This is a genomic window from Actinoplanes sp. NPDC026619, from assembly GCF_040638295.1.
Classification (GTDB): Bacteria; Actinomycetota; Actinomycetes; order Mycobacteriales; family Micromonosporaceae; genus Actinoplanes.
This window is the reverse complement of sequence record NZ_JBEZYA010000018.1, coordinates 79,551-98,630: the sequence shown is the minus strand read 5'-3', so window position 1 is coordinate 98,630 and position 19,080 is coordinate 79,551. Positions and strand designations below refer to the sequence as shown.

General features: G+C 70.1%; 20 protein-coding genes. 11 read left to right on the top strand and 9 right to left on the bottom strand.

Translation table 11 applies throughout. The features are described 5' to 3' along the window. Window positions 1–37 precede the first annotated feature (37 nt). Both AB0E90_RS33305 and AB0E90_RS33300 read right to left on the bottom strand, forming a co-directional pair. On the bottom strand, window positions 38–784 hold the full coding sequence (locus AB0E90_RS33305) for an ABC transporter permease (protein ID WP_360414880.1): 747 nt from the start codon (window positions 782–784) through the stop codon (window positions 38–40). Then, complete coding sequence (locus tag AB0E90_RS33300) at window positions 781–1,695, bottom strand: ABC transporter ATP-binding protein (RefSeq protein ID WP_360414878.1); 915 nt, start codon at window positions 1,693–1,695, stop codon at window positions 781–783. Before AB0E90_RS33300 ends, AB0E90_RS33305 begins: the two co-directional genes overlap by 4 nt. Before the next feature lie 99 nt (window positions 1,696–1,794). On the opposite strand from AB0E90_RS33300, the gene rnhA reads away from it, so the two are divergent. Beyond that, window positions 1,795–2,244 carry a ribonuclease HI gene (gene rnhA, locus AB0E90_RS33295; protein WP_360414876.1) on the top strand — a complete coding sequence of 150 codons (450 nt, stop codon included), beginning with the start codon at window positions 1,795–1,797 and terminating at the stop codon, window positions 2,242–2,244. Here the strand turns inward: rnhA and AB0E90_RS33290 are convergent. Beyond that, complete coding sequence (locus AB0E90_RS33290) at window positions 2,230–2,631, bottom strand: MarR family transcriptional regulator (protein WP_360414874.1); 402 nt, start codon at window positions 2,629–2,631, stop codon at window positions 2,230–2,232. The genes rnhA and AB0E90_RS33290 overlap by 15 nt on opposite strands. A 53-nt stretch (window positions 2,632–2,684) precedes the next feature. Between AB0E90_RS33290 and AB0E90_RS33285 the strand changes: the two genes are divergently transcribed. The 3 genes from AB0E90_RS33285 to AB0E90_RS33275 are packed head-to-tail and all read left to right on the top strand — an operon-like array spanning window position 2,685 to window position 5,145. Further along, the gene (locus tag AB0E90_RS33285) at window positions 2,685–3,251 is read left to right on the top strand and encodes a TIGR03086 family metal-binding protein (RefSeq protein WP_360414872.1); all 567 of its coding nucleotides are present in this window, start codon (window positions 2,685–2,687) and stop codon (window positions 3,249–3,251) included. 20 nt (window positions 3,252–3,271) lie between these two features. Continuing rightward, window positions 3,272–4,042, top strand: a complete 771-nt coding sequence (locus tag AB0E90_RS33280) for an LLM class flavin-dependent oxidoreductase (protein WP_360414870.1) — start codon at window positions 3,272–3,274, stop codon at window positions 4,040–4,042. Next, on the top strand, window positions 4,039–5,145 hold the full coding sequence (locus AB0E90_RS33275) for an epoxide hydrolase family protein (protein WP_360414868.1): 1,107 nt from the start codon (window positions 4,039–4,041) through the stop codon (window positions 5,143–5,145). The genes AB0E90_RS33280 and AB0E90_RS33275 overlap by 4 nt, the downstream gene beginning before the upstream one ends. 7 nt (window positions 5,146–5,152) lie before the next feature. Here the strand turns inward: AB0E90_RS33275 and AB0E90_RS33270 are convergent, their stop codons facing one another. The 4 genes from AB0E90_RS33270 to AB0E90_RS33255 form a co-directional block, all read right to left on the bottom strand. Beyond that, entirely contained in the window at window positions 5,153–5,713 is a 561-nt protein-coding gene (locus tag AB0E90_RS33270; RefSeq protein ID WP_360414866.1) for a DUF3558 family protein, read from the bottom strand. Window positions 5,714–5,836: 123 nt separating this feature from the next. Continuing rightward, window positions 5,837–6,184 carry an MmcQ/YjbR family DNA-binding protein gene (locus AB0E90_RS33265; RefSeq protein ID WP_360414864.1) on the bottom strand — a complete coding sequence of 116 codons (348 nt, stop codon included), beginning with the start codon at window positions 6,182–6,184 and terminating at the stop codon, window positions 5,837–5,839. A gap of 33 nt (window positions 6,185–6,217) precedes the next feature. Beyond that, window positions 6,218–7,252 (bottom strand): hypothetical protein, encoded by a 1,035-nt coding sequence (locus tag AB0E90_RS33260; protein ID WP_360414862.1) that lies wholly within the window; start codon window positions 7,250–7,252, stop codon window positions 6,218–6,220. 663 nt (window positions 7,253–7,915) lie between these two features. Next, on the bottom strand, window positions 7,916–10,732 hold the full coding sequence (locus AB0E90_RS33255; protein WP_360414860.1) for an AAA family ATPase: 2,817 nt from the start codon (window positions 10,730–10,732) through the stop codon (window positions 7,916–7,918). A 119-nt stretch (window positions 10,733–10,851) separates the two neighbouring features. Between AB0E90_RS33255 and AB0E90_RS33250 the strand changes: the two genes are divergently transcribed. After that, entirely contained in the window at window positions 10,852–11,100 is a 249-nt protein-coding gene (locus tag AB0E90_RS33250) for an SCO4226 family nickel-binding protein (protein WP_360414858.1), read from the top strand. 343 nt (window positions 11,101–11,443) lie between these two features. Here the strand turns inward: AB0E90_RS33250 and AB0E90_RS33245 are convergent, their stop codons facing one another. After that, window positions 11,444–12,511 (bottom strand): intradiol ring-cleavage dioxygenase, encoded by a 1,068-nt coding sequence (locus AB0E90_RS33245; RefSeq protein ID WP_360414856.1) that lies wholly within the window; start codon window positions 12,509–12,511, stop codon window positions 11,444–11,446. 197 nt (window positions 12,512–12,708) lie between these two features. Between AB0E90_RS33245 and AB0E90_RS33240 the strand changes: the two genes are divergently transcribed. The 5 genes from AB0E90_RS33240 (at window position 12,709) to AB0E90_RS33220 (ending at window position 17,344) form a co-directional block, all read left to right on the top strand. Beyond that, window positions 12,709–13,719, top strand: coding sequence for a LacI family DNA-binding transcriptional regulator (locus AB0E90_RS33240; protein WP_360414854.1), 1,011 nt, complete (start codon window positions 12,709–12,711; stop codon window positions 13,717–13,719). 111 nt (window positions 13,720–13,830) lie between these two features. Then, window positions 13,831–15,102, top strand: a complete 1,272-nt coding sequence (locus AB0E90_RS33235; RefSeq protein ID WP_360414852.1) for an ABC transporter substrate-binding protein — start codon at window positions 13,831–13,833, stop codon at window positions 15,100–15,102. Window positions 15,103–15,157: 55 nt separating this feature from the next. Next, a complete protein-coding gene (locus AB0E90_RS33230) occupies window positions 15,158–16,054 on the top strand; it encodes a sugar ABC transporter permease (RefSeq protein WP_360415109.1) in 897 nt (298 codons plus the stop codon). Further along, window positions 16,051–16,926 carry a carbohydrate ABC transporter permease gene (locus AB0E90_RS33225; RefSeq protein WP_360414850.1) on the top strand — a complete coding sequence of 292 codons (876 nt, stop codon included), beginning with the start codon at window positions 16,051–16,053 and terminating at the stop codon, window positions 16,924–16,926. The genes AB0E90_RS33230 and AB0E90_RS33225 overlap by 4 nt, the downstream gene beginning before the upstream one ends. 76 nt (window positions 16,927–17,002) lie before the next feature. Further along, window positions 17,003–17,344 carry a hypothetical protein gene (locus AB0E90_RS33220; RefSeq protein ID WP_360414848.1) on the top strand — a complete coding sequence of 114 codons (342 nt, stop codon included), beginning with the start codon at window positions 17,003–17,005 and terminating at the stop codon, window positions 17,342–17,344. On the opposite strand, the gene AB0E90_RS33215 is transcribed toward AB0E90_RS33220, so the two are convergent. Next, on the bottom strand, window positions 17,331–18,179 hold the full coding sequence (locus AB0E90_RS33215; RefSeq protein WP_360414846.1) for a hypothetical protein: 849 nt from the start codon (window positions 18,177–18,179) through the stop codon (window positions 17,331–17,333). The two genes, AB0E90_RS33220 and AB0E90_RS33215, sit on opposite strands and share 14 nt — an antisense overlap. A 428-nt stretch (window positions 18,180–18,607) precedes the next feature. Between AB0E90_RS33215 and AB0E90_RS33210 the strand changes: the two genes are divergently transcribed. Beyond that, complete coding sequence (locus AB0E90_RS33210) at window positions 18,608–18,985, top strand: DUF2255 family protein (protein WP_360414844.1); 378 nt, start codon at window positions 18,608–18,610, stop codon at window positions 18,983–18,985. Window positions 18,986–19,080: the final 95 nt, after the last annotated feature.

Below are 19,080 nucleotides of genomic sequence, written 5' to 3'. Positions count from 1 at the left end.
AGGACCGTCACCCGGTGTCCACCGAACGATGGACAGACTATTCCCAGCGCATCTTCTTCACGGCCGCCGTGACGCAGACGAGCGCCCACGCCGCGAGGCTGATCCAAGCCGACAGCGGGGCGGCGGTGGCGTGCGAGAGGGTCGCGCGCAGCACCTCGGCGTGTGCGGCCAGAGGCAGCACGACCGCCACGTCGGGGGTGGTGAACATGATGCCGCCGGCCGCCAGCATCAGAACGTAGATCAGGGTGGCCGCGCCGGTGGTCGTCTCCGGCTTGAGCACGCTGGCCAGCAGCAGGGCGAGCCCGGTGTAGGCCGCGGTCGCCAGCACGGTCGCGCCGATCGCCGGCAGCAGCTGACCGGCGTGCGGGCGCCAGCCGACCGCGACGCCGACCGCGGACAGCACCAGCAGCTGGACCACGATCAGGCCGAGGACCGCGGCGGTCTTCGACACCAGCAGGCCGGGGCGGGTCAGCGGGGACGCGCCGAGTCGCTTGAGGACGCCGTACCCCCGCTCGTAACCGGTCGTGATCGCCTGGCCGGTGAAGGCCGTCGACATCACGGTGAGCGCGAGCACGCCCGGCACCACGAAGGCGAGGCGATCGTCGCCGGGCACGGTCGTGACGTGAGTGAGGCCGGCGCCGAGCAGGACCAGCAGCGGCACGCCCATGGCCAGCACGACGGCCTCGCCGCGGCGGGCGGTCAGGATCAGTTCCATCCGGATCTGGCTGCGCAGGACGGCACGCATCGGGGCGCGGGCCGGCGCCGGGGCGAACGTGCCGGTCATCGACGCACACCTGCCTTGTTCTCCGTGGTCAGCGCCAGGTAGACGTCTTCCAGCGTGCGCCGGCGCGAGTTGACCGCGGTCACCTGGGCGCCCTGCGTGGCGAACCAGGTCAGCGCCTCGGCGATCGCGGCCGCGTCCAGATTGCCGGTGATGACGTATTCACCCGGGGTCTTCTCCACCGCGCTGAAGTGCGCGCTCCGCGGTTGGAGGCCGGCGTCAGCGCGTACTTCCAAAAGGTCGATGCCCGCCGCGGCCGTGAGTTCCGCGGGGGTTCCGGTGACCGCGACGCGGCCCGCTCGCATGATCACCACGTCGTCGGCGAGCCGTTCGGCTTCGTCGAGCAGATGCGTGGTGAGCAGGACGGAGACGCCGTCGGCGCGGAGTTCCTCGATCAGCTGCCAGGTGGTGTGGCGGGCCTCGGTGTCCATGCCGGCCGTCGGCTCGTCGAGGAAGACCAACTCGGGCCGGCCCACCAGGGCGATGGCGAGGGAGAGCCGCTGCTGCTCGCCGCCGGACAGGCGGCGGAACCGGGTGCGCTCGAACTTCCGCAGGCCGAGGCGGTCCATCAGCATGTCGGGGCTCAGCGGATTGGCCGAGAAGGAGGCGAAAAGCCGGAGGATCTCGCCGGCCGTCGCCCACGGGTAGACGCCGCCGGACTGCAGCATGATGCCCAGCCGCGGCATCAGCGCGTCGTGGTCGGCGATCGGGTCGAGACCCAGCACCCGGCATCGGCCGCCATCGGCCGGCCGGAAGCCCTCGCACACCTGGAGCAGGCTCGTCTTGCCGGCGCCGTTGTGCCCCAGCAGCGCCAGGACCCGGCCGCGGGGCACGGTCAGCGACACCCCGTCGACGGCGGTCGTGGCGCCGTAGCGCACGACGACGTCACGAACCTCGACCGCGCCGTCACTCACCCGTCAGACCCCTTCCGCCCCGGCCACTTTACGTGCCGGCCGGTGACCGCCCGCCTCGGCATGGCCGACCTCACTGTCACCCATCGGTAGGGTGCACGCATGAGCGTGGTGGAGATCTACACCGACGGGGCGTGCGCCCCCAACCCCGGCCCCGGCGGCTGGGGCGCCGTCCTTCGCTACGGTTCCCGCGAAAAAGACCTTTGCGGCGGTACGGCGGATTCCACCACCAACAACCGCATGGAGCTGCTCGCCCCGATCAGCGCGCTCGAGGCGCTGAACCGGGCGCCGATGCAGGTGCTGCTCTACACCGACAGCATCTACGTGCGCGACGGCATCACCAAGTGGCTGCCGAAGTGGAAGGCCAACGGCTGGCAGACCTCCGCGAGGCAGCCGGTCAAGAACGTGGATCTGTGGCAGCGCCTGGAGGCCGCCGTCCAGCGTCACGACGTGCAGTGGCACTGGGTGAAGGGCCACGCCGGCCACCCGGAGAACGAGCGCGCCGACCGTCTGGCCACCCGGGGCATGCAGGAGGCCCTAAAGGCTTCGTAAGGCCCGGATGAACGCCTCCCGATCTTCGGTCTGTTCCAAAAGGTCGTTTTCCGCCACCCGGATCTCGGCCTGGATCGCGCGCTGCTTCGCCCGCCCGTCGGCGGTCAGGCCGAGCAGGCGCACCCGGCGGTCGGCCGGGTCGGGTTCACGCTCGATGAGGCCGCGTTTCTGCAGGTCGTCGAGGATCGGGATGAGCCGGGTCTTGTCCGCGCCGATGCTCTGCGCGAGGGCGGCCTGGGTGCGGGTCGGGCCGTCGCGCAGCGCGGTCAGCACGACGTAGGCCCACATCGTCACGCCGTGCCGCTCGAGGATCGGCTCCTCCATCGCGATCAGGCGGCGGCCCAGCCGCATCACCATCGCGCCCAGGTCGGGCCGCTCACTCTCCATCCCCAGATCTTCCTACCCTTGCATAATCGTAAGCACATGTAGATGATAGGCGAATGCATACAGATTTGGTTGCGGCCGACGCGGCCGTGGTGACCGCCACCGTCGAGCTGGTCGGTCGGATCACCTCCTGGCAGCTGCCCACCCCCTGCGCGGGCTGGGACCTGAGCGCGCTGGTCACGCACATGACGGACCAGCACCGGATCTTCGCTTCCGCGGCGCGGGGCGAAGAAGTTCCAGCAGTACGGACGTACGCCGAGGCCGCCGACCTCGTGCTCGCCGCGTTCGCCGGGCCGGGGGTGCTCGATCGACCCTTCGTCCTCCCGGAGATCCATCCCACGATCACCTTCCCGGGGCGGCAGGCGATCGGGTTCCACCTGGTCGACTACGTCGTGCACGGCTGGGATGTGGCGGCGGCGCTCGGGGTGCCTTTCCGCCCGGCGCCGGACGTTCTCGCTCTCACCCTGCCGATCGCCCGGGCCGTTCCGGACGGCGCGGCGCGGCAGGAAGCGGGGTCCGCCTTCGCTCCGGCCCTGCCCATCCCGGCCGGCACCGACCCGCTCGACGAGATCCTGCTGCTTCTCGGCCGAGACCCGGCCTCTTGCCCTCAAAAATTGTCGTAGGGGCCTGTTAGGAATTACGCATGGCCCTCAAATTCGGCGTGGTCCTTCCCGGCGGCACCGCCCGCGAGCAGCTCGAGCAGGCGGTGCTGGCCGAGGAGGCGGGGTGGGACGGCGTGTTCGTGTGGGAGGCGGCCTACGGCCTCGACGCCTGGTCGCTGCTGTCGGCGATGGCGGTGGGCACCAGCCGGGTGCGGCTCGGCACGATGCTGACCCCGCTGCCGTGGCGCCGCCCGTGGAAGGTGGCGAGTCAGGTCGCCACCCTCGACCAGCTCTCCGGCGGCCGGGCCGTGCTCGGCATCGGCGTCGGCGCGGTCGACGCCGGCCTGCCGGTCACCGGCGAGCCCACCGACCTGCGTGAGCGGGCCGCGAGGATGGATGAGGGCATCGACCTGATCCGGGCATTGTGGGCGGGCGAGCCGACGTTCGCCGGCGACTTCTATTCGTACCGGGCCGGCGGCAACGACCTGAGACCGGTGCAGGAGCGCGTCCCGATCTGGGTGGTCGGCGTGTGGCCCCGGCTCAAATCGATGCGGCGGGTGCTGCGCTGCGACGGCGTCATCCCCGGCCACGAGCAGAGCCCCGGCGCGACCCGCGAGATGCGCGAGTGGCTCACCGCGCAGGGCTCGTCGGCCGACATCCTGGCCGAGGGCGAGACCTCGGCCGCCGAGGGCGCTTCGCAGGTGGCGCCCTGGGCCGAGGCCGGCTGCACCTGGTGGATGGAGACCCGCTGGCAGGCCGAGACCAAGCACGAGATCCGCGACCGCATCGCCGCCGGGCCACCACGCTCATGATCACCCCGTTCACAGTCTCGTTCGAAGCCGGCGCGGTCGACGACCTGCGCGACCGGCTGCGCCGCACCCGCTGGCCGGAAGAAGCGACGGCGCCCGGATGGGAGCAGGGCACCCCGCTGGCGGTCGCGCGGTCGCTCTGCGCCTATTGGGCCGACACCTACGACTTCGACGCCGCCCTCGCCCGTCTCAACCAGCACCCGCAGTTCCGCACCGAGATCGACGGGCTGGCGATCCACTTCGTCCACGCCCGGTCACCCCGGGCCGACGCGACGCCGCTGCTGATGACCCACGGCTGGCCCGGCTCGGTGGTCGAGTTCGCCGAGGTGGTCGGCCCGCTCACCGATCCGCCGCCGGGCGAGCCCGCCTTCCACGTGGTGTGCCCGTCCCTGCCGGGTTATGGCTTCAGCGACAAACCCGCGGCCGCCGGCTGGACGGTGCACCGCATCGCCGACGCCTGGGCCGAGCTGATGACCCGGCTGGGCCATCAGCGCTTCGTCGCGCAGGGCCACGACTGGGGCACCACGATCAGCACGTCCCTGGCCGTCCGCCATCCCGCCCGGCTGATCGGCATTCACCTGATGCCCCCGCTGGTGGCCCCGTCCGACAGCGTGACGCCATCGGAACGCCGGGCGACCGCGGATCTGGAGGCGGCCGCGGCGGGCGACGGCTATTCCTTCGAGCAGTCCACCCGCCCGCAGACCATCGGCTACGCCCTGGTCGACTCCCCCGCCGCCCTGTGCACGTGGATAGTCGAGAAATTCCACGCCTGGACCGACACCGAGCTCACCAACGAGCAACTGCTCGACAACCTCATGCTCTATTGGCTGCCCGCCACCGGCGCGTCCGCCGCCCGCGTCTACTGGGAGAGCTTCGCCGAGGTGCAGGCGCTGTTCCGCACCGGCACCACCGACGTGATCGACATCCCCACGGCCTGCTCGGTCTTCCCGCACGAGCTACCCCACCCGTCCCGCCGCTGGGCGCAGCGCCGCTTCCCCGACATCCGCTACTGGAACGAGCCACCCCGAGGAGGCCACTTCGCCGCCTTCGAACAGCCCGAACTCTTCGTCACCGAGATCCGCGCCGCCGCCCACCACTGGCCGTGACGACTCCTCAGATCCGCGGGATCACGGTGTTGGCCACCTCTTTGGAGTCGGTCAGGTTCTCGTCGTCGGAACCGCCCCGGGTGTAGACGTCGACCTGCACCGTGCCATAGAGGACATAGAGGTGGCCGGCCCGCTCGTATGCGTTCTCCCCCACCCCGTCGACCGCCTGCGCGTCGGCGATCGCCGTCTTGAACTCGTCCTCGGTGGTGCGGGAGATGAAGAGAGCCAGCTGTCCGCTGTCCTGCTGCCACTGGCAGAAGCGGGTGCTGTCGCTCGGCTGAGCGCCGTCCTCGTCGATCTGGGTGATCTGCCGGCCGGTCAGGTCGACGACCTCGTCCTTGCTGAGCAGCGTGCACGGGTCGGGCAGATCGCCGGCGTCCTTCGCCGACCCGACGCCACTCACCGCCGTGCCGGTCGGCGTCGGCTGGGCGGCATCGCCGCTCGGTGTCGGCTGGTTGCCGGCCGCCGACGCGGAATTGCCATTGGTTTTGACGTCGAGAATGCCGCAACCGCTGAGCGATAACGCGGCGGCGAACGAGACAACGGCAAAGGCGCTGAGGCGCTTCATCTTCTCCCCTGGGGTGGCTGCCCGGAACATCGTGAGATCAGGTTCGCGGGTCGGCCGGGTCGCGCCAATGCCTAAACGGTTTAGTTGACACGTTGGCGGTAGAACTTCCCTCGTTCGGAATCCTTAGGCCAGACGCGGAAGATAGGCCGACCACACCTTTTTGGGCACAACCATGCGCCAAGCGTCCAGGACCAACTCGGTCATTCGCTCATCGTCCAGCTCGGACAGCCAGGCCTGCACCCAGTTGAACCGCAGGTCGGACTCGCGAGGCAAATGGAACACGTGAGGCTCGCTCGCAACCAGTGCCGCCCGCTCCTCTTTGGGGAAACCGAAGCCCATTACCGTCTCGTCCCGCGAAAACGCGACATAGACGATCGCACCGACCCGGAATTTCACCCGGTCGTGTATCAAATGCTCCGAGCTGCGCGGCAGATCACGGCAAACCCGGCGCACGTCATCGACGCTGACCATGCCGAGAACGTACGCCGGGGGTGTGACAGAAATTCAGGACTGCCGCGGCTTGGGCACCGAGACTCGGGCGGTGGACTCCTCGGCCGGCTCCGGCACCCGCGCGCGGAACACCCGGTCCGCCGGGAGGCGATAGGTGGCCGCCTGGACGAGCTCGTCCGGCACGGTGTGCCGCCCGGTGGACTCGACCTCCACCTCGGCGCCGGCCGGCATTACGGCATCGGCGCCGAGCGCGCCGACAACGGCATCCGGCATGCCGCTGGCCGGCCCAGGCATGCCGAGGAACGGCGGCGGGGTGGTCCCTCTGCCTTCGGACGGTACGCCGTCGGCCGCCCCCGAACGCACAGCCGCCGCCCCCTCCTCCGACGGGCGGAAAGCACCCCGCGACCGCCCCGGCCAGGCCCCCCGCCGCCGATCGCCCGGGGTAGCCCACCCGTCCTCCACCCCGGAACCCGCCGGCGACGCGGCCACCGGACTGCCCCCGGTCGGCGCGAAGACCGAATGCCCCGAGGAAGCCGGCCCACCCGGCGTGACGTCAACCGGCACCCCAGGGGCAGACCCCGGCATTCCGGGCAGGCTGTTGGACGGAACCGGCGCCGACCGCGGCATCTGGCTCGGCCCGAACGGCGCCGGAATCCGCCGAGAAGACCCATCGCCCGACGAGAGCTCACCATCGCGCGACTCCACGAACGACCGACGAGACGCCCCCTCGACCGGCTGCAGCTCGGCGTCGCGCGGTGCTCGCGGGTCGGGGAACGGCCGGTAGACCACTCCGCCCAGGGCGGCCGGCTCGGCGACCACGCGCGGCGGTGGCGGCAGCGGAACGGGGAAGCCGAGCGAGCCCGGGTCGCTCTCCGCCGCCGACGGCGTGCGGGAAGCGGGAATCGACGCCGCGCCGGGCGTGGCCGATCTCCGCAGCAGCGGCGGGTGCCCGAGCCGTCCCGGAAGGGTGAGCCGCTCGGGAGCGCCCGCCCCGAGCGGCTCACCGGTCTCCGCCGGCCCGACCGCGACAGACGGGCCGACCAGCCGACCGGCCGAACCCTCATCTGCCCCGGCCCCGGCCGAATCCATACCGGCCCCAGCCGAATCCCTGCTCGCCCCAACCCTTCCCGCACCGGATACCGCCAGGCCCGTGCCGGCCAAGGCCGGCCCAGCCGGGCCTACACCGGACGTAGCCGGACCTACGCCAGACGCAACCGGGCCGGCCGCGGCCGCTCCCGCAGCGCCCGCGCCAGATCCGGCCGCCCCTGTCCGGCCCACGCCGCCCACAGCCGAACCCAACCCAGCCGAGCCTGGAACGGCGGTGCCTGCCCCAGCCGAGCCCGAGGTGGCCGGGCCGGTCATGCCCGCGCGTGCGACGACGACCTGCTCCGCTGCGCGGACCGATGCCTTGCCGGCTGCCGCGCCGCCCGGTGGCGTGGTTCGGTTCCCCCGGCGTGGTGAGATTGCTCGGGCCGCCAGGCTGAACACGCTGCGGGTGGCCGTCTCGTAGCCGTCCCGGTAGGCCTCCTCGCGGTCGTCCTCCATCTGGTGCCGCTGATGGAACCGGCCGGCGGCGTAACCGCAGCAGGCCACGAAAACCGCCAGCAGGGTGAAGATCAGGGGTGAGTTGCCGGGCGCGCTCATGGCAACGATTGTCGCCACTTTGATCGATCACCAGCTATGGCCCGTTTGACGTACCCCGATGGAAGTAAGACTTCAGATCAGCCGAGACGGTCCACAAATCGTGGCGGTTCACCCGAGGGTCGCGACCCACGCGGCGATCTGCGCTCGGCGGGAGACGCCGAGCTTGGTGCGGATGTGCTCGACGTGGGCGGCCGCGGTCTTGGGCGCGATCACCAGTTTCGCGGCGATCTCGCGGTTGGTCATCCCGGCCGCGACCAGGCGTGCGACCTCGATCTCCCGAGCCGAAAGCGCCGACCGCGCGGGCAACGCGGGCAGCGTGGGCGACGAGGAAGGCGCCGAGGGGGCAACGTCCGGCGAGGACAGATATCCAGGAATGGTCGCGCCGACCCGCCCGTACGCCTCCCGGGCCGCCGCCATGAATCCCGCCGCATCGCCCGCCCGGCGGCTGCGCGAAGCGCACCGCGCCTGATCGACCAACGCCGCCGACGCTTCCCAGAATCGTAGCCGACCGGCCCAGAATTCCGCCGCCTCGGCCAATTCCGCCCGCGCTTTTCCGGTCTGTCCTTCGTGCAGATGAATCAGGCCGCGGGCATGAGTGAGAGCGCCCAAAGTGCCGGGAATGCCACGTTCGCCGATCAGCTCACCAGCCCGGCCGAGCCATTCTCGCGCGGCAGTCGGCCCGGACAGCGCCAAATGAGCGCGCACCCCGGTGAGCACATAGGGATAAAGATAGGCGGCATCGCGAACCCGGGCCGACGCCTCGAACCCTTCCTCGCACCGTTGCACCGCGGTCCGGAAATCGCCGCCGAGCAGCGCCACCTCGGCCAAGCCCCACCAGGCCGGCGACACCCGCTGCAGTTCCCGCATGCCCGATCCGAGCGAGGCCGCCTCGGACAGATGCTCGACCGCCGAGGCGATCGCGCCGTGTCCCATTTCGACGAATCCGAGAGCGTGCAGCGCGGTGATCCGAGTGGTGATCCCGCCGCTGTCGGCGAGGGCCTGCCGGGCGGCCGATTCCGCGCCCACCCAGTCGCCGGTGGCCCACAGCACGTGCGCGAGGTGGGCGGTCAGATAGTTCCGGTCGTTGATCTGCTCGACGCGTTCGGCGTACGCGATTCCCTCGGGCAGCCAGCGCAGCGCCGATTCGTATTCGACGAGGACCGACAGGCTGGAGCCGATCATGCGATAGCCGCGGGCGGTCTGCCCCTCGAACCGCCACCCCTGGGCCCGGGCAATCGACGCCTCGAGCAGTTGACGCCCTTCGTCGAGGCGGCCGGCGAAGAGAAACACCGAACCGAGCGTCGCGTCGAGGTTGCACCGCATGGCCCGATCGCAATCCTCGACCGCGATCGACCGGGCGAATTCGCCGTCCTCGATCGCCTCGGCCAGCCGGCGGTCGAGCATGTAGGCGGCGGCGAGCGCGGCGTGGATATTCGCCCGCACCTCCTGAGCCGGCGAATCGTCGCGGAAGGCGATCAGCGGGAGGGCGCCGCGCAATGCTTCGGCCCGTTCCTCCAGGCCGGCGCCGAGCAGATGCCGGGCCGCCACCCAGTCCGGGACCAGCGCGGCCGCCGCGAGCCGGTCGTCGAGTTGCATCCGCAGGCGGTAGGCCTCCGCGTAACAGGAGACCGCCGCCGCGCTGTCGTCGACCGCCGCCAATTCCTCGGCGAGGGCGGTCAGCAACGAGGCCCGGGACTCCATCGACAGCGTTTCCGGCGCCGTTCGCCGGGCCCGCGAATACAGTTCGGCCGATTCCCGGTGGGCCGACATCTCGGCGGCCGAGCGCCCGGCCGACACGGCGTATTCGAAGGCCGGCCCGGGCAAAGCGGCCCGCTCGTACTGGTCGCTCACGAAAGCGGCCGGGAAGCCCGCGGTGACGGCCGCGGCGGCGGCCCGGGCGTGCAGTTCCCGGCGCCGATGCGGCGGCAGATCGGTGTAGAGCGCGTCCCGGATCAGCGCGTGCCGGAAGTCGAACGTCAACCGGTCCGGATGGGCCTGCACGAAGAATCGCGCACCCAGCTCGCGCAATCCGTCGTCCACCGCGGCCGGCCCGTCCCCGGTGATGGCGGTCAGCAGATCCAGGTCGAACGACCGCCCCAGCACCGAGGCGGTCTCGGCGAGTTCCCGGGCCGGCGCGGAAAGCGCATCGGCCCGAGCCAGAACCGCGTCGGCGAGGGTGTCCGGAACGCTTTCCCGGGAGGCCAGGAATTCCTCGACATGCAGCGGAATGCCATCACTGCGCACGAAGACGTCGCCGGTGACCGCGCCGGGCAGCGCACCCCCGGAAATGGCCGCCGCCATGGCCGCGGTGTCGGCCAGGCTCAGCCGGGTGAGCCGCACCTCTTCGGCGTGCCGCTGAGTCAGCAGCCGGGTGCGCCAGGACCGCATCGGAACCCGCGGATAAAGCTCGTCACTGCGGTAGGTGCCGACCACCAGCAATGGCAGATCGGCGGCCCGGCGACCCAATCGGGCCAGCACGTCGAGGGTCAGATCGTCGGCCCAGTGCAGATCCTCGACCGTCACGAGAGTCGGCCCGGAGACGGCGGCGGCGATCAATTCGGCCAGATCGGCGACGAGCAGCCGCCGTTGCCGATCGGCATCGCCGTCGGCGAATTCCCGCAGCCGCCGGGAAACACCCTCACCCGCGGCCGCGGTGGCCGGATTTCGCCGCAATTCCGCCCCCAGATCGGCGAGCACGGCCCCGGTCACTTCCGCGTCGCCCGGCGATGCGACCGCCGCCACCACCGTGAACCCGGCCGCCTGCCGCACGATCTCCGCGAGCAGCCGCGTCTTGCCGATCCCCGCCTCACCCGCGAGGAACAGCAACTCACCGCTCCCCTCCGCGGCCGCGGCGAGCCGACGCGAGGCGAGCGCCACCAGATCGTCCCGCCCGACGAGCACGGGACTACTCAGCGCGCTTTCCACGCTCGCGACTTTAGGTCACCGACTCGGCCCTTCCTAGGTGCAATGACCGATGTCCGACTGCCCGCGCTCCGGCAGTCTTCCCATGTCAGACACATCGCAACCGCAGGGAGCGCCGTCAGATGGCCAAGTTCATGGATGTACACAGCGGATTCGTCGGAGTCACCGCGGAGCAACTCGCCGACGCCCACGAGGCCGACCTGAAGATCGAGGCGGAAGAGGGCGTGCACTTCGAACGCGCCTGGCTCGACCCGGAATCCGGCAAGGTCTTCTGTCTCAGCACCGGCCCGAGCAAAGAGGCCATCATGCGCATCCACGAACGCGCCGGCCACCCGACCAATGAAGTCTACGAAATCAACATCGAAGTATAACCGGCAAGATCAAGATCTAATTCATGTCGTGCCTGGTTGCATGGTGCAGACCGCTGCTCCCGCCGAGGCCGGCCTGGGGCCCAGCAGAGCTGGCCCGAGGCCTTCATTCTGCGTGAGTGGTTAAACCCCAAAAACAAAGGGCCTTGCGGGAGGCCCGACCTGAATGCTCCATGTCCGGTCTCGGCCGCGGCGGCCTGTTCTTGCCCTGGTCGTTGCGGGAGCCGGGCGTGGTGAGACGGTCGTATCCCGGCGCCGGGGGCATGGTGGCGCCGGGATACGACCGCGGGGCCTGCCCGCCGCGCGGGATGTGTGTCAGGCCGGGCGGGGGCAGGCAGACCGGGTGCTACCAGGAGAACGGGTTCCACCAGTGGTGCTTCTTCTTCTTTTGCTGCTGCTTCTGCGGAGCGGGCGGCTTGGCGGCGGTCGCGGTGGCCGAGGGAGACACCGTGGCGCTGGTCGAAACGGAAGCCGACGCCGACGCTGACGCAGTGGTGGTGGCGGTGGGGGACGCCGTCGGCGTACCGGATGGGGGTGATCCGGACGGCGGCGTTCCGCCGGAGGGTGGGGTGCCGCCGCTCTCCTCGGTCCCGGACGGGTCGACCGCGATCGTCAGCGCCGCGGTGAAGCCGTCGGTCACGTTGCCGGCGATAGTGGCCAGTTCGCGGGCGGCCGAGTCGTCGCCGAAGACGTTGTCGGTGGCGAGACTGACCTGACTGAGGTTGGTGACGCTCTTGCTGTAGCCGTCGGTCGCGTAGACGAGGTCGGCGGCGTCTTCGGCGATGGCGATCTGCGACGTCTTCACGATCGGGCCGTCGCCGCTGGTCGCGTTGGCCAGCGACGAGTAGACCTCGAAGTGGATGTGCGGCCACCGGCCCGAGTAACAGGCCGGGAAGATGCTGTTGAAGCTGACCTGGCCGGTCGCGTCGGTCACCTGGATGCCGCGCAGATAGTTCTGATCGGTCACCCCGGTCGAATACAACGAGTAGTTGCCGTCCCGGTCGCAGTGCCACGCGTAGATCGCCGCCCCGACGATCGGCGCGCCGTCCAGGTCGAGCACGGTCAGCGAGAAGTCGAGTGGGACACCGGAAGCCGTGCCCGACGCGGTGCCGAACGAGGTGCGGATGTCCTTACGCACGATCCCGTCGAGGGTGCGCACGTCCGGCCCGTTGGAGCCGTCCGCGGGATAGGGGCCGGCCGTCTCCGACTCGACCTCCTCGAGGGTGTCGGCGAGAGCGGAGCCGCCGCCCAGCAGGGCCCCGCCGGCGACCGCGAAGGCGCCGGCCCCGCCGAGCACGGCCAGCATGCGCCGGCGGCTCATCGTGTTCAGGTCGAATTGCAGGCCTTTGTCGTGCACCTCGCGCACGTACGCGGCATTGTCGAATTCCGGGTTGCCGAGGTCTGGGTCCGGCATGCAGGCTCGCCTCCAGTGTCGTTCGGTGGTGAGCAAGCAGCGAACCAACGAGCGCTGAGGCCGCACTGTCCCGACGCTGTGTGCAAGATAAGGATGCGAGTACGTCGATGTGATCGTTTCGCGACTGGACGTGAGGTTCTCGGCGGCATCGATGTCATACTTGCTGCGTTTCCCGCCGCCCGAACCCGCGGAGCGACATGCCCGGAGAATCGACCGTCCGCCGGCCGACGCTGACCGAGGTGGCGGCGCTCGCCGGAGTCAGCCTCAAGACGGCGTCCCGCGCACTCAACCGTGAGCCCAACGTCGCCCCGTCCACCGGCCGCCGCGTGCAGGACGCCGCCGACTCGCTCGGTTACCGCCTCAACGGCATCGCCCGCGAGCTGCGCCGGGGCGCCACGTCCGCGCTGGTCGGGCTGGTCAGCGGCGACCTGGCCAACCCGTTCTACTCGGCGGTGGCCAGCGGCATCGAGCGTGAGCTGCGCCAGCACGGCCTGCTGCTGATCACCGCGAACAACGACGAGGACGCCGAACTGGAGCGCAGCCTGGTCGACGCGTTCCTGGAGCGGCGGGTGCGGGCGCTGCTGGTCATCCCGAGCGGCAACGAGCACGAGTACCTGTCGATCGAGGGCAACCGCGGCGTCCCGTTCGTCTTCCTGGACCGGCCGCCGGACGGCCTGGCCGCCGACGCCGTGCTGATAGACAACGCCGGGGGCGCGCGAAGTGCCGGCGAGCACCTGCTCGCCCACGGCCACCGGCGGATCGCGCTGGTCGCCGACCTGGCCCGGATGGCGCCGCAGCGGGGCCGCATCGACGGCTTTGTGAGCGCGATGAAATCCGCCGGAAACGTTTCCTGGGAGCCGTACGTGCGCACCGATGTGCACGACGTCCGGCACGCCGAGCGCACGGTCCGCGAGCTGGTGGCGCTCGACACCCCGCCGACGGCGATCTTCGCGACGAACAACCGACTGACCACGGGCGCCCTGCGCGCGCTGCGGGACGTGGTCAATCCGCCCGCTTTGGTGGGATTCGACGACTTCGATCTGGCCGACGTGCTCGGCACGACCGTGGTCGCGCACGACATGAGCGCGATCGGGCGGGAGGCGGCAAGGCTCGCCTACGAACGCATCAGCGGCCATACTGGCCCGGCCCGGACCATCGTCATATCTACATCCCTGATTGCCCGCGGAAGCGGCGAACGATCCACATAGGTCCGCACGTAACGACACGGAAACTTTCGTTGACACGTGTGCGGTTTAGGCGGCACCGTACTCCCCGACTTACTTGACAACGATGTCAATATCTCGATGGGAGATACCAAGATGCGCTTCACTCGACGGGCTGCGGTCGCTGTCGTCGGTGTTGCTGCGCTGCTGACCGCGTCGGCCTGCGGGTCGAGCGACGACGGCGGCAACGGCGGCTCCGGCTCCAAGAAGGTAGAAGTCTTCACGTGGTGGGCCGACGGCGGTGAGAAAGCCGGTCTCGACGGCCTCGTCGCCCAGTTCGGCACCGCCTGCGCCGGCCAGGAGTTCGTGAACGGCGCGGTCGCCGGTGGCGCCGGCGCCAACGCCAAGCAGGTGCTCGCCTCCCGCCTGCAGCAGAAGGACCCGCCGGACACGTTCCAGGCGCACGCCGGCGCGGAACTGCAGGACTACATCAACGCCGGCCAGGTCGAGGACCTCAGCGCCGACTACGCCACGTGGGGCCTCAAGACCGCGTTCCCGCAGGGCCTGATCGACAACCTGACGGTCGACGGCAAGATCTACTCGGTGCCGGCGAACATTCACCGCGCCAACGTGGTCTGGACCAACAAGAAGGTCCTCGCCGACGCCGGCATCACCAGCGACCCGACCGACCTGGCCGGCTTCATCGCCGACCTGGAGAAGGTCAAGGCGAAGGGCATCAAGACCCCGCTCGCCATCGGCAAGGACTGGACGCAGCTGATGCTGTTCGAGTCCGTGCTGATCACCGACCTCGGCGCCGACAAGTTCACCGGCCTGTGGAAGGGCACCACCGACTGGGCGGGCGCCGACGTCACGAAGGCGATCAACGACTTCAAGACGCTGCTGACCTACACCAACACCGACCGCGACGCCCTGGACTGGACCGACGCGGAGAAGCTGGTCATGGACGGCAAGGCCGGTTACCAGCTGATGGGCGACTGGGAAGCCGCCGACCTGGACGCCAAGAAGTTCACCGACTACGCCTGGTTCACCTTCCCCGGCAACGGCACCACGTTCCAGTGGCTGGCCGACTCGTTCGTGCTGCCCAAGGGCGCCAAGAACGTCGACGGCACCAAGTGCTGGCTGAAGACAGTCGGTTCGGCCGACGGCCAGAAGGCGTTCAACACCAAGAAGGGCTCGATCCCGGCCCGTACGGATGCCGCCCCCGCCGACTACCCGAAGTACCAGCAGGCCGCCATGGCCGACTGGAAGTCGGCGACCCAGGTCCCGTCGTGTGCGCACGGCTCGGCCTGCTCGCAGGGCTGGCAGGGCGCGGCCAACTCCGCGCTCGGCGCCTTCTCCACCAACCAGGACGTGGCCGGCCTGCAGAAGGCCCTGGCCTCGGCCGCCGCGCAGTTCGTCAAGAAGTAAGCCGGATTGTCGGGCGGGACGGCCGGCGCCGTCCCGCCCTTTCCCACGAGGAGCCCTGATGCGCCGCCTCCGGCACTGGGGACCGGGCCTGTTACTGCTCTCCCCCTCGCTCATCCTGCTCGCCGTCTTCGTCTACGGCCTGATCGCCTGGACGACGAAGGTCTCGATCTCCGACGAGCACACCGCCCTGGGGTCGAAGGGCTACGTCGGGCTGGACAACTACCAGAAGCTGTTCACCGACGACATCCAGGACCGGTTCACCCACTCGCTGAAGAACCTGCTGATCTTCACGCTGGTCTTCCTGGTCGGCGCGATGTTCTTCGGCCTGCTCTGGGCGTTCCTGCTGGAGCGCGGCCTGCGCGCGGAAGGCTTCTTCCGGACGGTCTATCTCTTCCCGATGGCGGTCAGCTTCATCGCCTCCGGCGTGGTGTGGCGCTGGCTGATGAACCCGCTCAAGGGCGACGATGCCGGGGGCCTCAACGCCGTACTCGGCAATCTGCATCTGCCTTTTCTGCAGAGCACCTGGTGGACCAACCCCGATTGGGGCATGGCCTCGATGGCCATGCCGGCGGTCTGGCAATTGAGCGGGTACGTCATGGCGCTCTTCCTCGCCGGATTCCGCGGCATCCCGCAGGAGTTGCGCGAGGCCGCGGCCGTGGACGGCGCGAGCACCTACCGCCTGTACCGCAACGTGATCTTCCCGCAGCTGACCCCGGTGGCCCTGAGCGCGCTGATCATCCTCGGCCACATGTCGATGAAGATGTTCGACCTGATCATGAGCATCTCCGGCCCGCAGTGGCTCACCGAGGTGCCCGCCGTCTACGTCTGGCAGACGCTGCTGACCAGCGATTACGCCAAGGCCGCGGCCATCTCGATCGTGCTGCTCCTGCTGGTCGCGATCGTCATCGTCCCGTATTTGATCTACACCAACCGCGTGGAGAAGAGCCGATGACAACGGTGCTCACCCCGCCGGCCGCGGTGTCAACCCGGACTACCCCGCGCCGCACTTTCCACCCCGCATCGATCATCAAGTACGCCCTGGCGATCTTCTTCCTGATCGTCGTCCTGATGCCGCTCTACGTGCTGATCGTGACCAGCTTCAAGGCCGGCTCGGACATCGGTGTGACCAGCCAGTGGAACCTGCCCGCGCACTGGACCACGGCCTCGTGGGGCAAGGCGTGGACCGCGCTGCGCCCGTCCTTCATCCGCACCTTCGAGCTGGCGATCCCGGTCGCCCTGATCTCGTCGGTGATCGGCGCCGCGAACGGTTTCGTCCTGTCCCGCTGGCGCTTCCCGGGCGCCGACGTCGTCTTCACCCTGATCCTGTTCGGGATGTTCATCCCCTACCAGGCCGTGATGATCCCGCTGCGCGACATCGTGACCACGATCGGCATCGCCCCCGGCATCCCCACCCTGGTCTTCGTGCACTGCGTCTACGGCATCCCGATCTGCACGCTGATCTTCCGCAACTACTACGCCACGACCGTGCCGGAAGAGCTCGTCGAGGCGGCCCGGGTCGACGGCGCCGGCCTGCTGCGCACGTTCGGCTGGATCATCCTGCCGATCTCGATCCCTGGCTTCGTGGTCACGATCATCTGGCAGTTCACGTCGGCCTGGAACGACTACCTGTTCGCGATCTTCCTGTCGAACACCCGCAACGGCCCGATCACGATCGCCCTGAACGCGCTGGCCGGCGCCCAGTCACCGGACTATGCGGCCTCGATGGCCGGCGCATTGATCACCTCGCTGCCCACCCTGATCGTCTACGTCCTGCTCGGCCGGTGGTTCATCGGCGGCCTGATGGCGGGCTCGGTAAAGAGCTAATAACGGCGGGACCGGCCGGGGCTAATTGTCCGCTTTGAGTGATGCGCCGCCCGGTCCCGACCGATAGGCTTCCCGGGTGACCACCGAGGACCAGCCGGCCGCCACCGGCTACGCCGGGCGGATGGCATTCGCCCTGCAGAAGGACCCCACGGAACCGGCCCGCCGCACCCACCTCCACCTCAAACTGACCGCGGTCACGCTGGCCTGGCTGGTGACCGTCCCGCTGCTGCTGCTCTACGGCCTGACCGGCCACCACCGAGGCGACGACATCTTCAACGCGGCCGCCTTCACCACCCTGCTGGGCCCGTTCGCGGCCGGAGTGATGGCCACGAGGAACCGCCGCTTCGGCCTGGGCGGCGCCTACGTCGTGCTGACCCTGCTCATGGTGCTGCCCGCCGCCGCCATCACCCGGCTGTAACCGTCTCGACGATCCGGTCCATCCGGTCGGCGGGCAGCGCCGGGTTGGCGGCGGCGTGCTCGGCCAGCTCCGAGTCGTCGAGAAGCTCGACGATCCGGGCGACCGGCAGGCGCGCGCAGGCCGCTGCCGCCTGCCACACGGCCGCGTCGGCGTCCGTGCACAGCCACGCGACCAGCTCGGGCCCGGCCAGCGGGTCGCGGAGCGCCAGCAACCGCTCGGCCGGGTCGCCGGAGTCGGCGAACGAGGCCAGCCCTCCGGTCGGAAACTGCGGCAGCTCGGCCATCATCTCCCGGCCGCAGCCCAGATACTGCCGATAGCAACGCAGCAGAAGTTCCGGCGGGGCGTCCGGGTGGTAGAGGGCAAGCAGCACCCGAACGCCGAGGTCAGGATCGTCGACCAGCGAAGCGGCGAGATCGGCCGGCAACTCGGGATGGCGAGCGGCGCGACGCCGCAGAAGCGGGTTGACCGAGTCGGCCCACCGCACCGCGTCGGCGAGCGGAACCACCCGGTGGTAGACGTGCTGGAAAGCATTCGACCAGTGGCACCGGTGCCGCGGGCCGAAGTGGCCGTCGGCCTCGTCCAGGGTGACGTCGATGGCGATGCCGGCCCGCTCCGGCTCGGTGAGATCGGGGTGGACCGAAACCGCGGTCCGGACCTCGACGCTGCGATCAGCGGCCAGCTCGAGCAGCTGATCGTGGCTCAGGTCGGCGCGCCCGGCGAGCCGGCGGCGCAGCCCGCTGTCGGGGTGCCGGAGCAGAGCCTCGACCACGTCCGGCGGGGTGGTCGGATTGATCGCGAGAAAGCCCAGCTGCGCGATGTCACCGGCGGCGACCACGTGCTCCACCAGCTCCCGCGACAGCGGGTCGGCAGGAACGCATTCAGCGCGTCGTCATCGAGCGGCGGCTGTTCCGGGCGGCCGAGCGCCGCCAGCACCACGTGGATGTCCAGGGCGGCCAGCAGACGATTCCGAATGTCCCGATCGACCCGCAGATGTCTGGCCAGATTCACCCGGACGGCGCGTTCCGGGCGACGCACCATCGCCTCCTGCACCGCCATCGGCAGATCACGACGGTCACCGAGCCCGCCGGCGGCGACCGACGGCGCCGCCCGCAGCAGGCGCAACAGCTGCTCGACCGTTGCCGCCGAGTTCCGCGCCAGGCCCCGCACCTGCTGCTTCGACAGATCATCGATCATCGTGCGCAGACTACCGGCGCGCCTCACTCAGCGCACCGAGGTCAGCGGGCAGCTCGGTACGATCATCCCATGGCCACCGCTTGGTCTGCGGACGAGTTGCAGCGCATCGGGTCGGCCGGCGAGCTGGAGATCGCGGTCAGCCGGGCCGACGGCACCCGGCCGCGCTGGGTGCCGATCTGGGTCGTCCGCGCCGGCGAGCAGGTCTATGTGCGCAGCTGGCACCGGCGTGACACCGGCTGGTTCGGCCAGGCCCTGCGCTCCCGGCAGGCCGGCATCCGCGTCCCGGGCCTGACCGCCGACGTCACCATCGACGACATCGGCACCGGCCCGGCCCCGCTCCGCGCCGAGGTCGACGCCGCCTACCGCGCCAAATACGGCGAAGCCGGCGCCGCCTCGATGGTGACCGAGGCCGCCGCGGCGACAACTCTGCGACTCAGCCGGCCGTAGTCCTCGGATTCCGCTCCCGGCAATCGGTGTCGAGGACGCTCATCAGTTGGTGAGCGGAATGAGCATCGGGCTGCCGGACGCCCATTCGCAGTCGT